At 71.9% G+C, this 12338-nt stretch carries 9 protein-coding genes and 1 pseudogene; 3 read left to right on the forward strand and 7 right to left on the reverse strand.

Annotation, left to right across the window (positions count from 1 at the left end; all coding sequences use genetic code 11):
* Positions 1 to 390: 390 nt before the first annotated feature.
* The 6 genes from RIM90_RS09310 to RIM90_RS09335 all read right to left on the reverse strand — a co-directional run bounded on the left by RIM90_RS09310 (position 391) and on the right by RIM90_RS09335 (position 8751).
* Positions 391 to 984, reverse strand: a complete 594-nt coding sequence (locus tag RIM90_RS09310; RefSeq protein WP_309060142.1) for a sugar O-acetyltransferase — start codon at positions 982 to 984, stop codon at positions 391 to 393.
* A gap of 125 nt (positions 985 to 1109) precedes the next feature.
* Positions 1110 to 3149 (reverse strand): RICIN domain-containing protein, encoded by a 2040-nt coding sequence (locus RIM90_RS09315; RefSeq protein ID WP_309060125.1) that lies wholly within the window; start codon positions 3147 to 3149, stop codon positions 1110 to 1112.
* A gap of 124 nt (positions 3150 to 3273) precedes the next feature.
* A complete protein-coding gene (locus RIM90_RS09320; RefSeq protein WP_309060126.1) occupies positions 3274 to 5316 on the reverse strand; it encodes a beta-galactosidase in 2043 nt (680 codons plus the stop codon).
* Positions 5317 to 5377: 61 nt separating this feature from the next.
* A complete protein-coding gene (locus RIM90_RS09325) occupies positions 5378 to 6721 on the reverse strand; it encodes a sugar ABC transporter substrate-binding protein (protein WP_309060127.1) in 1344 nt (447 codons plus the stop codon).
* Between the two features lie 145 nt (positions 6722 to 6866).
* Positions 6867 to 7817: a carbohydrate ABC transporter permease gene (locus tag RIM90_RS09330; RefSeq protein ID WP_309060128.1), complete on the reverse strand. Its 951-nt coding sequence runs from the start codon at positions 7815 to 7817 to the stop codon at positions 6867 to 6869.
* Between the two features lie 7 nt (positions 7818 to 7824).
* Positions 7825 to 8751 (reverse strand): sugar ABC transporter permease, encoded by a 927-nt coding sequence (locus tag RIM90_RS09335; RefSeq protein ID WP_309060129.1) that lies wholly within the window; start codon positions 8749 to 8751, stop codon positions 7825 to 7827.
* 368 nt (positions 8752 to 9119) lie between these two features.
* Between RIM90_RS09335 and RIM90_RS09340 the strand changes: the two genes are divergently transcribed.
* From RIM90_RS09340 to RIM90_RS09350, 3 genes are all read left to right on the forward strand, one after another.
* On the forward strand, positions 9120 to 10109 hold the full coding sequence (locus RIM90_RS09340; RefSeq protein WP_309060143.1) for a LacI family DNA-binding transcriptional regulator: 990 nt from the start codon (positions 9120 to 9122) through the stop codon (positions 10107 to 10109).
* A 98-nt stretch (positions 10110 to 10207) separates the two neighbouring features.
* Positions 10208 to 11584 carry an APC family permease gene (locus tag RIM90_RS09345; protein WP_375165414.1) on the forward strand — a complete coding sequence of 459 codons (1377 nt, stop codon included), beginning with the start codon at positions 10208 to 10210 and terminating at the stop codon, positions 11582 to 11584.
* Between the two features lie 43 nt (positions 11585 to 11627).
* Entirely contained in the window at positions 11628 to 12029 is a 402-nt protein-coding gene (locus RIM90_RS09350; protein ID WP_309060131.1) for an SAM-dependent methyltransferase, read from the forward strand.
* A 222-nt stretch (positions 12030 to 12251) separates the two neighbouring features.
* On the opposite strand, the pseudogene RIM90_RS09355 reads toward RIM90_RS09350, so the two are convergent.
* A pseudogene (locus RIM90_RS09355) lies at positions 12252 to 12338 on the reverse strand (oxidoreductase); the annotation flags it as partial.

The raw sequence follows: 12338 nt of genomic DNA on the forward strand, positions 1-12338 counted from the left end.
CAACACGACAGCCCCCTCACACCACATGCGACCCAATGATCCGTTAACTCTTGGGTCGACCGGACGGCGGGCGGGTGAACCGGCCGCCGTGGGCGGGGGCAGCGGCAGGCGCCTCCCCGTCACCACCCTCGCGAACCCGCCGGAGAGCACGTACTTCCCCACCGTGGACGCGGCCCCGGGTACCACCGTCGGCGCACCCGCCGGGCCGCGCTCGACGCGGTGGTGGGCACCGGGGCGCCCGGCCTGGTGGTCGTGCCCGCGACCACCCTCGCCGCACTGTGCCGCGAGGACCGGGACGTGCCGGTGACCATCGAACGGCTCACCTCGGCCGTGTCCCTGTCCCGGCGGGCGGACGACGCCGCGGCCCGGTGCTCGACGAGGGAGGCTGTGTCAGCTCCGCGCGGTACCGGGCGCCCGGTAGGTCCACTCCCGGTCCGCGTCGGTGATCGGCCGCAGCACGCGGGCCGGGGTCCCGGCGACGACGGTCATCGGCGGCACATCGGCGGTCACCACACTGCCCGCGCCGACGACCGAGCCCCGCCCGGCGGTCACGCCGGGCAGGATCACCGCGCCGGCCCCGATCCACACGTCGTCCTCGATGCGCACCGGCGCCGAGAACTGGCTGCCGTCCCGGCGCAGTTCCGGGTGGACGGGATGGCCGGTGGTGCTGATGGTCACGTGGGGCGCGAACATCACGCGGTCACCGACGAAGACCTCGACGTCGTCGACCAGGGTGAGGCCGAAGTTGACGTACACGTCGTCGCCGAGGTGCACATGACTGCCGTAGGCGACGTGCAGCGGCGGTTCGATCCACACCCCTCGGCCCACCGAGCCGAGCAGTTCGGCCAGGAGGGCGCGGCGGGCCTCCTGGTCGCGCGGGCCGGTGCCGTTGTACTCGGCGGCGAGTTCCTTGCCGCGGAACCGTTCCTCCTCGAGGCGCTCCAGACCGGGCGCGGAGTCGGTGTACAACTCGTGGTTCGCCATGCGGCGGCGTACCTCGCGCTCGGGGGCGTCGTCGTGTGTCACTGCTTCTCCGTGGGGTGTCGTGGAAACGGCCGGGCCGCACCACCGTGCGGGCGGTGCGGCCGGCCGGTCGGTGCGGCAGCCGGTCAGTCCGTCACGTCCGTGACCGTCCAGCGTTGGTTGGAACCGGAGTTGGGCGGCCAGGTGGTGACCGCGGCGCCCTCGTGCGTGGCCTGGCCGCCGACCTCCAGGAGGCGTCCGGTGGCCGCGTTGACCAGCGTCCAGGTGCCGTCACCCGTGGTGGACATGATCCACTCGGCCGCCGCGTCCCGCTCGCCGGTGTGCGGTTCGGCCACCGGGACGTTGTCGCGAACGGTCAGGCGCTTGCCGTCCACCGGGTTGGTGAACTCGTAGCGCTGGCGGACGCCGTCGTCGGGGCGCACCGCGCTCAGCCGCCACTGCTGGGAGGCAGAGCCGTCGCCCGCGCCGATGACCAGGCCGGTGCCGTCGTCCGCGACGGTGACGGCCTTGCCGCTCTGCACGCCGGTCAGGGTGTAGGTGTGCCCCTTGCGCAGCAGCGGGGCGTCCTTCGCGACGCCCGAGACGCCCTCGACGACGAAGGACGTCACCGACTGCGCGGGCACGGTGAAGGTGGCCGCGCGGTCGTCGACCGTGAGGGCGTCGTGCCGTTCCAGCTTGCCGTCGGCGCTGGTCACGACGGGCGTGACGGTCGCGTTCCGGCTGATGTGGCGGAACTTGGACAGGTCGAGGGTGACGGTGCGCGGCGTGGTGGTGCCGTTGACGTGGACGAGCGAGGCGCCCTTGCCGTTCTTCGTCACCGCGGCGGCGCTGGAGGTGTCGTTCACCTTGATCAGCCGGTCACCGGGCCTGATGAAGTGGGTGAAGTTGCGGGCGGTGTCGAACTTGGTGTTCGTACGGATGGGACAGGTCTCGAGGGTGTCCTGCGAGGTGCAGCTGAAGGGGAGCTGGATCTCGCCCCAGTTGCCGCCCTTGGCGGACTCGCCGCCGGGCCTCATGTTGTCGTAGTCCTCGACGGGCTGCCAGAACACCCAGGCGCGCGGCTCGAGTTCGCGCAGGTCGTCGACGATGCGCTGGGCGAGGCCGAGACCGGGGCGCATGTCCGTGAAGCTCTGCCCGTCGCCCCAGTCGCCCTCGACCTCGCTCATCCACAGCCGCTTGTCCTCGGCCTTGGAGAGGTCACGGACGGTGGTGCGCTGGCCGGTGCCGTAGGTGTGGACGTTCATCTGACCGACGAGGTCACGGGTCCCGGGGGAGTAGGCGTTCCAGTTCTGCGCGAAAATGGACGGGTTGGTCTCGTCCATGGCGGAGATCTCCGCGCCGGTCCCCGCCTCCCTCAGCGCCGGGGCGAGGGCGTGCAGCACCTTCTCCTGCAGCTCGGGGCCCATGTGGGCGCCTTCCTGGCGGCCACCGACGGGTTCGCCGTCCGGGCCCAGGCGGGTGCTCCAGTAGGGGGTGTTCGGCTCGTTGAAGGGGTCGACGGTGTCGACCTCGATGCCGTGCGCCCGCTCCAGCCGCCGGGTGGCGCCCGCCAGGTAGGCGGCGAAGTCGTCGACCGAGCCGGTCTTCAACTGGTCGGTGGTGGCGTCGAACCCGCCGGAGACGTAACCGCTGACCGTCATGAACCAGGGCGGTGAGTTGCTGAAGGTCTCCCAGTGGGTGATGTCCTTCTTGATGCGGTCCACCCACCACCGCTGGGTGGCGTCCGCCTTCGGGTTCCAGTCGGCGGGGTCCTCGGCGTCCCACCAGTCGGTGTCCTCGCGGGTGGTGCCCGCGGGCGCCTTCCACCAGCCTTCGACGGCCCCTCCGGCCCGCAGGTAGTCCTTCACGTCCGGCGCGTTGCCGCCGCCGATGTTGTAGCGGGCGATGTTCAGGGCGAGCCCGTCGTCGCCGAAGAGGAGTTGCGCGAGCTTCTCGCGTATCTCGGGCGGGTAGTCGCCGGTGGCGTTGGCGAACCAGACCAGGCTGGTGCCCCAGCCCTCGAACCTCTCCTGCTGGTACGAGGGGTCCGGCCGGACCGTGACGGAAGGGGTGTCCGCGGTCACCTGTGCGGTGGAGGCCGGGGCGGACAGCAGGGCGGCCCCGGTGGCCAGGGCGGTGAGGGCGGCGGCTGTGAGGAGCCGTCTGTTGCGGGTGCGGCGTGCCATCGGTGTGCTCCCAACATGGAGGTGGGGTCGCGTTCTGGTGGACCCTCCCGCCGGGTTCGCCGCCGAGGGGAGGGGATGGCCCCCGGAACGGGTGCGTGCCGTTCCGGGGAGTTGAGGGGGTGTCTCAGGCGGCCGGCTGCCGCAGCACGGCGACGGCGCGGGGCCCGAGGGTGAGGGCACCGTCGGCGCCGGTGGTCCCGAGCAGTACGTCTCCGGGCACACCGCGCACCGCAACGGTCTCGTCGGTCCGGTTCACCAGGAACAGGAACCGGCCACCGCCGCCCCGGCGCACGGCCGGTTCGACCAGCCCGCGTACGTCGGCGGGCAGTTCGCTCTCCACACCGGCCGGTGCCAGCAGCCTGGGCAGCAGGGCGGTGAGGCCCTCGACACCGAGCCGGGTGGAGACGTACGCGGCCGAGCCGGAGCCCGTCGGACGGCGGGTGACGGCGGGGCGGCCGGCGTGCACGCCGGTGCGGTAGCGGACCAGGACCTCGGTGTCGGAGGCGGTCACGGTGATCCGGTCGGTCCACAGGCTGCCGGTCGTGGCGTCGTCCAGCTCCACGCTGTCACCGGCGAGCAGCGGCCCGAACTCCTCGATGCGGATGCCGAGCAGGTCCCGCAGGGCTCCCGGATAGCCGCCGAGCCAGACGTGGTCGTGCTCGTCGACGACGCCGGAGAAGTACGTGGTGATCAGATGGCCGCCCTGTTCGGCGTACCGGGTGAGCGTCTTGGCCAGGTCGGCGGGGACCAGGTGCAGCACGGGGGCGATCAGCACCTGGTGGCGGTGCAGGTCGGCCCGGGTGGTGACGAGGTCGGCGCGGATGCCGAGGGCGAGGAGCGCCGAGTACCAGTCGAGTGCCTCCTGCCGGTAGTCGAGCAGGGAGGTGGGGTGGGAGTCCTGCTCGCTCGCCCACCACGACTCCCAGTCGTAGAGGATGCCGACCCGGGCGGGTTCCCGTTCGGTCCCGGCGACCGGGGCGAGCGTCTTCAGGGTGGCGCCGAGCTCGGCCACCGCGCGGAACAGGTCGCTGTCCGGGCCGGCGTGCGGGACCATCGCGGAGTGGTACTTCTCGGCGCCCGCCGCCGACTGCCGCCACTGGAAGAAGCACACCGCGTCCGCTCCGTGCGCGACGTGCAGCAGCGAGTCGCGGGCCAGGTCACCGGGGCGTTTGGCGACGTTCACGGCCTGCCAGTTGACGGCGCTGGTGGAGTGCTCCATCAGGAACCAGGGCCGTCCGCCGGAGATGCCGCTGGTGAGGTTGGCGGAGAAGGACAGCTCGTCGCGGTCCTGCGGGCCGGGGTGGACGTAGTGGTCGTTGGAGACGAAGTCGATCTCGTCGGCCCAGTCGGGGTAGTTCATGCCCTTGGTGCCGCCCATCACCATGAAGTTGGTGGTGACGGGGACCCCCGGCGTGATCTCCCGCAGGATCTCCCGCTCGGCGCGCAGATGCTCCTTGAGCGCGTCCGACGAGAAGCGCTTGAAGTCCAGCTGCTGCGTGGGATTGGGGTGGGAGGCGGCCAGCCGCGGCGGCAGGATCTGCTCCCAGTCGGTGTACCGCTGCGACCAGAAGGCCGTCCCCCAGGCGCTGTTGAGCGCGTCGAGCGTGGTGTAGCGGGCGCGCAGCCAGTCCCGGAAGGCGCGGGCCGCGTCGTCGGAGTAGTCGTAGACGTTGTGGCAGCCCAGCTCGTTGTTGACGTGCCAGGCGACGAGCGCGGGGTGACCGGCGTAGCGGGTGGCCAGCTCCCGGACCAGGCGCAGCGCGTACCGGCGGAAGACGGGCGAGGTGGGACGCCAGTGCTGGCGCGCCCCCGGCCACAGCGTCTCGCCGGTGGCCGTGACCGGCAGGATCTCCGGGTGGGCCGTGGTGAGCCACGGCGGCGGGGAGGCGGTGGCGGTGGCCAGGTCGACTCCGACGCCGCCCTCGTGCAGCAGGTCCAGGACCTCGTCGAGCCAGGCGAAGTCCCAGGTGTCCTCGGCCGGTTGGATGCGGGCCCAGGAGAAGATCCCCACGGACACGAGGTTCACGCCGGCCTCGCGCATCAGCCGGACGTCCTCCTCCCACACGGTGCGGGGCCACTGCTCGGGGTTGTAGTCGGCGCCGTAGACGAGACGGGGGGCGGGGGCACCGTCCGCCCCGGCGGTGCGGGACAGGAGGGTGGAGATCATGGCGGTCCTTCCGGGGTGGGGGGCCGTCGGGCGGCGCGGGGTGTGCACGCCGCCCGGCGTGCTACTTCTCGACGGTGAAGCCCTGCTCGTTGCCGTACTCGACGGAGGCGTCCTGCCAGGCCTTCAGCCCTTCCGCCAGCGTGGTGTCCGAGATGTAGGCCTTGCCGACGGTGTCGTTGAAGATCGAGTTGGCGTACACCTGGTACGGCAGGTACGACCAGTCGTCGGCGACGTTCGCGGCCGACTCGGCGAAGATCTTGTTGACCTGCTGCCCGCCGAAGTACGGGAACTTCGTGTCCTGGAACTCCCGGGAGTTCAGCTGCGCGGTGGTGGCCGGGAACGCGCCGCCCTCCACACGCGTGTCCACGCCCTTGCCCGCGGTCGCGTACTCGACGAAGGCGTAGGCCAGTGCTTCGTTCCCGCCGAGTTCGGGCAGGGTGAGGGCGCTGCCGCCGTTCTCCGCGCTCGCCTCGGCGCCGGCCTCCCACTGCGGCAGCGGGGCGACGCGCCAGTCACCTGCGGTGTCCTTCACGCCCGAGGCGAGGTTGGCGGGCATCCAGGCACCGATGGCCAGCGTGGCGATGGTGCCGTCGCCCAGGCCCTTGTACCACTCGTCGGACCAGCTGGTGACGGGCGCGACCAGCTTCTCGTCGAGGAGCTTCTGCCAGGTGCCGGTGTACTTCTTCGCGCCCTCGTCGGAGAAGTCGATCCTCACCTCGGTGCCGTCGACCGTGTAGGGCCGCGAACCGGCCTGCCACAGCAGGCTGGTGGCGAAGCCCGCGTCACCGGCGTCGTTGGTGATGTACGCCTTCGGGTCCGCCTTGCGCAGGGCGCGGGCCGCGTCCACGTACTCGTCCCACGTCGTGGGCACCTCGATCCCGTGCCTGTCGAAGACCTTCTTGTTGTAGAACAGCGCCATGGGCCCGGAGTCCATGGGCAGGCCGTAGACGCCCTCGCCGCCGGCCTTCACGCCGTTCCACGGGCCGGGGGAGTACTGGTCGGCGAGCTTGCCGGCGCCGAAGCCCGTCAGATCGGTGAGCTGCTTCGTGAGCGCGTACTGGCCCATGGCGTAGTACTCGACCTGGGCGACGTCCGGGACGCCCTTCTTGGCGGACATGGCGTTCTGCAGCGCCTTGTACTGGTCGTTGCCGGTGCCGGCGTTGACGAGGTTCACCTCGACGCCGGGGTGCTCCTTCTCGAAGTCGGCGGCCACCTCCTTCAGCGTGGGTTCCCACGCCCAGACGGTGAGGGTGCCGCCCTTCTCGAGCGCGGCCCGGACGTCCGACTCGGAGACGTTCTTCGGGCCTGATCCCCCGTCGTCGGAGCCACCGCAGGCGGTGGCTCCCAGGGCGAGGGCGCAGACGAGGCCGATGCCGCGCAGCAGGCGGCGGGAGTGCTTGTGCATGGTCGAGCTTCCACTTCTTCGTGGCCGAAACCGTGACCGGTGGTGAGGACAGGGGCAGGGGCAACCACCGCGCGGCGCGGGCCCGTTCGGGCAAGGGGGGCAGGCCGGACGAGCCGCGCGGCGGAGCACAGCGGGGTCGGTGGCGCTATTCCTTGACGCTTCCGGCGGCGAGTCCGGACTGCCAGTACTTCTGCAGCAGCAGGAACGCGGCGACGAGCGGGACGATGGTGATCAGGGAGCCGGTGACGACCAGGTGGAACACGGGCTGGCCACCGGCGGTCTCGGCCTGGGCGTTCCAGCTGTTCAGGCCCAGGGTGAGCGGATACCAGTCCGGGTCCTTGATCATGATCAGCGGCAGGAAGTAGTTGTTCCAGGTGGCGACCATGGTGAACAGCGACACGGTGACGATGCCCGGCGCCAGCAGCGGCAGGGCGACGGTGAAGAAGGTGCGCACCTCGCCGGCGCCGTCGATCCGGGCCGCCTCCAGCAGCTCGGTCGGGATGGCCTCACCGGCGAACACCCACATCAGATACAGGCCGAACGGGGAGATCAGCGAAGGGATGATCACGGCCCAGGGGGTGTTGGTGAGCCCCATGGCGCTGAACATCAGGAAGGTCGGTACCGCCAGCGCGGTCCCCGGCACGGCGACCGCGCCGATGACGACGGCGAGGACGGCGCGGCGTCCGGGGAAGTCGAACTTGGCGAGCGCGTAACCGCCCAGCACCGCGAGGAAGGTGGCGCCCCCGGCGCCCACCACCACGTACAGCACGGTGTTGAGCAGCCAGCGGGTGAAGACGCCGTCGGCGTAGGTGAACGTCTCGGTGATGTTGTCCCAGAGGGCGAAGTCGCCGTCGAACCACAGGCCGAACGAACGGGACAGCCCCTCCTGGGTCTTGGTGGCGCTGATGAGCAGCCACACCAGGGGCACGAGACTGTAGAGCAGAACCAGGCCGGTGAGCACGGTCAGCAGGACGCTGCGCCGGGGCCGCCCGGCCGTGTGCCCGCGCCGGGGCGTGCGCAGCCGGGGCACGGATCTGGAGGCGCCGGACGGGGAGGCCGCGGGACCGGGGGCGGCGGGGGTGACGGTGGTGGTCATCGCTGCCTCACACTCCCTTGCGCATGCCGCGCAGCTGGACGACATAGGCGATGACCATGGTGATCAGCCCCATGACGATGGCGACCGTCGCGGAGTAGTTGTGCTGCTGCCCGGAGAAGGACAGCGAGTAGGTGTAGAAGTTCGGCGTGTAGTCGGTGGTGATGGCGTTGGGCGCCAGCTTCTGCATGACGCTGGGCTCGTTGAACAACTGGAAGCTGCCGATGATGGAGAAGATCGTCGCGATGACGAGGGCACCGCGGATCGCGGGCAGCTTGATGGCGGTGATGACGCGGATCTGGCCGGCGCCGTCGATCTCGGCCGCCTCGTAGAGGGAGTGCGGGACGACGCGCAGCGCCGAGTAGAAGATCAGCATGTTGTAGCCGACGAACTCCCAGGTGACGATGTTGCCGATGGAGGCCAGCACGAGGCCGGGGGAGAGCGGGTCGGGCAGCGAGAGGCCGAGGGCGTCGTTGAGGTCGCCGACGAGGCCGAAGCGGGTGCCGTACATGTAGCTCCACATGAGCGTGGCGACGACGGCCGGCACCGCGTACGGCAGGAAGACCGAGACGCGGAAGAAGTTCCTGCCGTAGAGCCGGCCGCTGTCCAGGGCCAGGGCCACCAGCAGGGCGATGCCGAGCATGACCGGGACCTGGACGCACAGGAAGAGCGAGACCCGGCCGAGGGCGGCCCAGAACCGCTCGTCCCGCAGGGCCTGCTGGTAGTTGTCGAGACCGACGAAGGTGGTCCCGCCGATGAGCTGGTCGCGGAAGAGGCTCAGGTAGAGCGAATACACGATCGGGGCCAGGAAGACCAGGGCGAACACGGCCACGAAGGGACCGAGGAAACCCCACCCCGTCCAGGAGCGGCGGTCCCGTCTCGCCGGGGGAGGCGCCGGCCGCGGCCCGGCGGCCACCGGCGGTTGCAGCGTCGTCATCTCGTTCCTCGCTCGTCACCATTCCGGAACCGGTGGCTGCCCCGGCGCACGAACCGGGCGGCATGCCCCCTGCACGCGATGTTTACGCAAACATCAGCCACCGCAGGAGGGCGCCGGGCTGTTATGTTTGCGTAAACATCGGATGGCGGCATGTCTACACTGCCCCCGTGAGGACGGTCAAGGGTCCCTTGGGGAAACCATGACGCGAGCAGCGACAGGAAGGCGGCTGACGGCGAGTGGACACGGCCGAGAGAACGCCGGCTGACGTGCCCGGCCCCACCACCGGGGCGGCCGCGGCCGCCCCGACCGGCGGTGCCGCGCGGCGCCCCCGTGCCCGCACCCGCAGCGGTGCCCGGACCACGGCCTCCATGGCCGACGTGGCCCGCCTCGCGGGGGTCTCGGCACAGACCGTCTCCCGCGTGTCCAACGGTTACGCGGGCGTGAACGAGCAGACCCGCCGTCAGGTGCTGGCCGCGATGAAGGAACTCGGCTACCGGCCCAACAGCGCGGCCCGCGCGCTCAAGCGCGGCGAGTTCCGCACCATCGGCGTCATCACCTTCACCCTGTCCACCACCGGCAACGTGCGCACACTCGAGGCGATCGCCACCTCCGCCGCGCACGAGGGGTACGCCGTGACCCTGCTGCCGGTCGCCGTACCGACCCAGGCCGAGGTGCGCGGTGCGTTCTCCCGGCTGGAGGAACTCGCCGTCGACGCCGTCATCGTCATCATGGAGGTCCACCTGCTGGACGCGGCGACGATCCACCTTCCCCCGCACGTCCAGGTCGTGGTCGTCGACTCCGACGCCGGTGACCACTACACGGTCGTCGACACCGACCAGGCCGGGGGCACCCGCGCCGCCGTGCAGCACCTGCTCGACCTCGGCCACCGGACGGTGTGGCACCTCGGCGGCCCGGAGGGCTCCTTCGCCGCCCAGCGCCGCACGGACGCCTGGCGGGCCGCCCTCGTCGAGGCCGGACGCGCCGCGCCGCCCCTCATCCGGGGCGACTGGTCGGCGGAGTCCGGCTACCGCGCCGGTCTCGAACTCGCCGCCCACGACGACTGCACCGCCGTCTTCGCCGCCAACGACCAGATGGCCCTGGGCCTGTTGCGCGCCCTGCACGAACGCGGCCGGCGCGTACCCGAGGACGTCAGCGTCATCGGTTTCGACGACATCCCCGAGGCCTCCTCCTTCCTGCCCCCGCTGACCACCGTCCACCAGGACTTCGCCGAGGTGGGGCGGCTCTGCGTGCGGGCCGTGCTGCGCAAGATGCGCCAGGAGGGCCCCGAGCGGGGCACGACGCTCGTCCCGACCCGGCTGGTGCCGCGCGCGAGCACGGCACCACCCCGGCAGGCCTGACCGCGCGGTCCCCGGGAGGTCCCGGCGGCGGACCCCCCTGAACGCCGGCCGGGTGGGGCGTGGGAGTGATGCCCGCGATCCGGGAAACACGGGGCGACGTGCCGAACCTCAAGCAACACCCGCACAGGGACGCGTCGGGCGGCCCCGCCCTCAAGCGGGCCCTGACCACTCCCCTGCTGTACTTCTTCATCCTCGGCGACGTCCTCGGCGCCGGCGTGTACGTCCTGGTGGGCCAGATCGCCGCCGACTCCGGCGGAGCCGTCTGGCTGCCGCTCGTCGTGGCCCTGCTGCTGGCGCTGCTCACCGCGGCCTCCTACGCCGAACTGGCGACGAAGTACCCGAGGGCCGGCGGGGCGTCCCACTACGCCACCAGGGCCTTCGGCCCGTTCATGGGCTTCGTCGCCGGATTCTGCATGCTCGCCGCCGGGATCGTCTCGGTCGCGGCGCTGGCCCGCGGCTTCGGCGGCGACTACCTGTCCGCCTTCGTCACCCTGCCCGTCGGGCTCGTCGCGGTCCTCTTCCTGGCCGGACTCGCCCTGGTCAACGCCCGGGGCATCAAGGAATCCACCCGCGCCAACGTCGTCGCCACGGTCGTCGAGGTCGGTGGTCTGCTCGTCATCGTCGTACTCGGCGCGTGGCTGCTGCTGCGGGGCGACGGGGACCCCGGGCGGCTCACCGACCTCGGCACGCCCGGGAAGGGGGCGGCCGCAGCCGTCCTGAGCGGGGCCGTGCTGGCGTACTACTCCTTCGTCGGTTTCGAGACCTCCGTGAACGTCGCGGAGGAGACCCGCGATCCCCGGCGCTCCTACCCGCGCGCCCTGTTCGGTGCCCTCGCCACGGCGGGCGCCGTCTACGTGCTGGTCGGCGTCGCCGCATCGGCGGCCGTCCCCACCGGCCGGCTCGCCGAGTCCAGCGGGCCGCTGCTCGAGGTCGTGAAGGAGGCGGGCGGCGTACCCACGTGGCTCTTCAGCGCCGTCGCGCTGGTCGCCGTGGCCAACGGCGCGCTGCTCACCGGCATCATGTCCTCCCGTCTCGCCTACGGCATGGCCCGGGACGGCCTGCTGCCGGCCGTGCTGACCAAGGTGCTGCCCGGCCGCCGGACCCCGTGGGCGGCCATCGCGGTCACCACCGCGCTCGCCGCGCTGCTGGCGCTGACGGGTGACGTCGCCACCCTGGCGTCCACCCTCGTCCTGCTGCTCCTGGTGGTGTTCCTCGTCGTCAACGCCGCCGTGCTCGTCCTCCGCCGCGACCCGGGCGAGGCCGGCCACTTCCGGGCACCCACCGTGCTCCCGGTGCTGGGCGCCGCGTCCTGCGTCCTGCTGGCCACACAGGTCGAGGCCCGGGTGTGGCTGCGCGGACTTCTGGTGCTCGCGGTCGGGGCGGTCCTCGCCGCGGTCACCGCCGCCAAGCACGGAAGGCACTCCGGGGCCGGGCCGACTGCGGCCGGTCCGAGCCGGGTCGGTATGCGGGATTGATGATCGTCAGCTTTCGTGCCCCATCCGCGGGACGGAGTCCGTCATGTCGGTCGGCATCCCCGAGCCTCCGCGGACCGACACGAGCAAGGCACATCCCGCGCGGGTCCACGACTGGCTCCCGGGCGGCAAGGACAACTACCCGGTGGACGAGGCCGTGGGCGAGAAGCCGCCGCGCCGCAGGCGCGCGACGCCGCCCGGCAGCCACCCGGTGATGTCGCACGCCGCGTCCGATCTCCACCCGGAGCCGGCGGAACAGGTCACCGCCGAGTACGCCGGGGCCTGCATCCGCCTCGGTGTCCGCACCCGCGAGGAGGTCGCCCGCTTCTTCGACGGCCTGGATCTCGTCGAACCCGGCCTGGTGGCGGCACCGGAGTGGTTCAGGACGCCTCCGGCACCGTCGCCCGAGGACAGCGACATCTACGCCGGGGTCGCACGGCTGCGCTGACGGCCCGCGCGGCCCGCGCACGCCTCGTCCGTGATCCCGGGACGCGGTGGCCTGCTTCCGGACGCGGACCGAGCGGGTGAGCGGCACGTCCGCAGGGCGTGGCGAGGCCGCACCCGGCGCCCGAGCGGCGCCGCGGCGGCCGTTTTCCGCTCCGGCGGGCAGGAACGGCGCATCCGCACCTTCGGCGCCGCGCCGACCGGGCCGCGACGGGTGGCCGCGGGGTCAGGGCAGGATCGCGTCGACGTAACCGCCGTCCACGCGCAGGGCCCCACCGGTCGTCGCGGAGGCCTGTTCGGAGCTGAGGTAGAC

Source organism: Streptomyces sp. (assembly GCF_031181555.1).
GTDB lineage: Bacteria > Actinomycetota > Actinomycetes > Streptomycetales > Streptomycetaceae > Streptomyces > Streptomyces fimbriatus.

Coding starts and splice junctions, on each gene's coding strand:
- RIM90_RS09310 (WP_309060142.1), bottom strand. CDS start 984: ATGGCGAACCACGAGTTGTACACCGACTCCGCGCCCGGTCTGGAGCGC.
- RIM90_RS09330 (WP_309060128.1), bottom strand. CDS start 7,817: ATGACCACCACCGTCACCCCCGCCGCCCCCGGTCCCGCGGCCTCCCCG.
- RIM90_RS09320 (WP_309060126.1), bottom strand. CDS start 5,316: ATGATCTCCACCCTCCTGTCCCGCACCGCCGGGGCGGACGGTGCCCCC.
- RIM90_RS09350 (WP_309060131.1), top strand. CDS start 11,628: ATGTCGGTCGGCATCCCCGAGCCTCCGCGGACCGACACGAGCAAGGCA.
- RIM90_RS09315 (WP_309060125.1), bottom strand. CDS start 3,149: ATGGCACGCCGCACCCGCAACAGACGGCTCCTCACAGCCGCCGCCCTC.
- RIM90_RS09335 (WP_309060129.1), bottom strand. CDS start 8,751: ATGACGACGCTGCAACCGCCGGTGGCCGCCGGGCCGCGGCCGGCGCCT.
- RIM90_RS09340 (WP_309060143.1), top strand. CDS start 9,120: ATGGCCGACGTGGCCCGCCTCGCGGGGGTCTCGGCACAGACCGTCTCC.
- RIM90_RS09325 (WP_309060127.1), bottom strand. CDS start 6,721: ATGCACAAGCACTCCCGCCGCCTGCTGCGCGGCATCGGCCTCGTCTGC.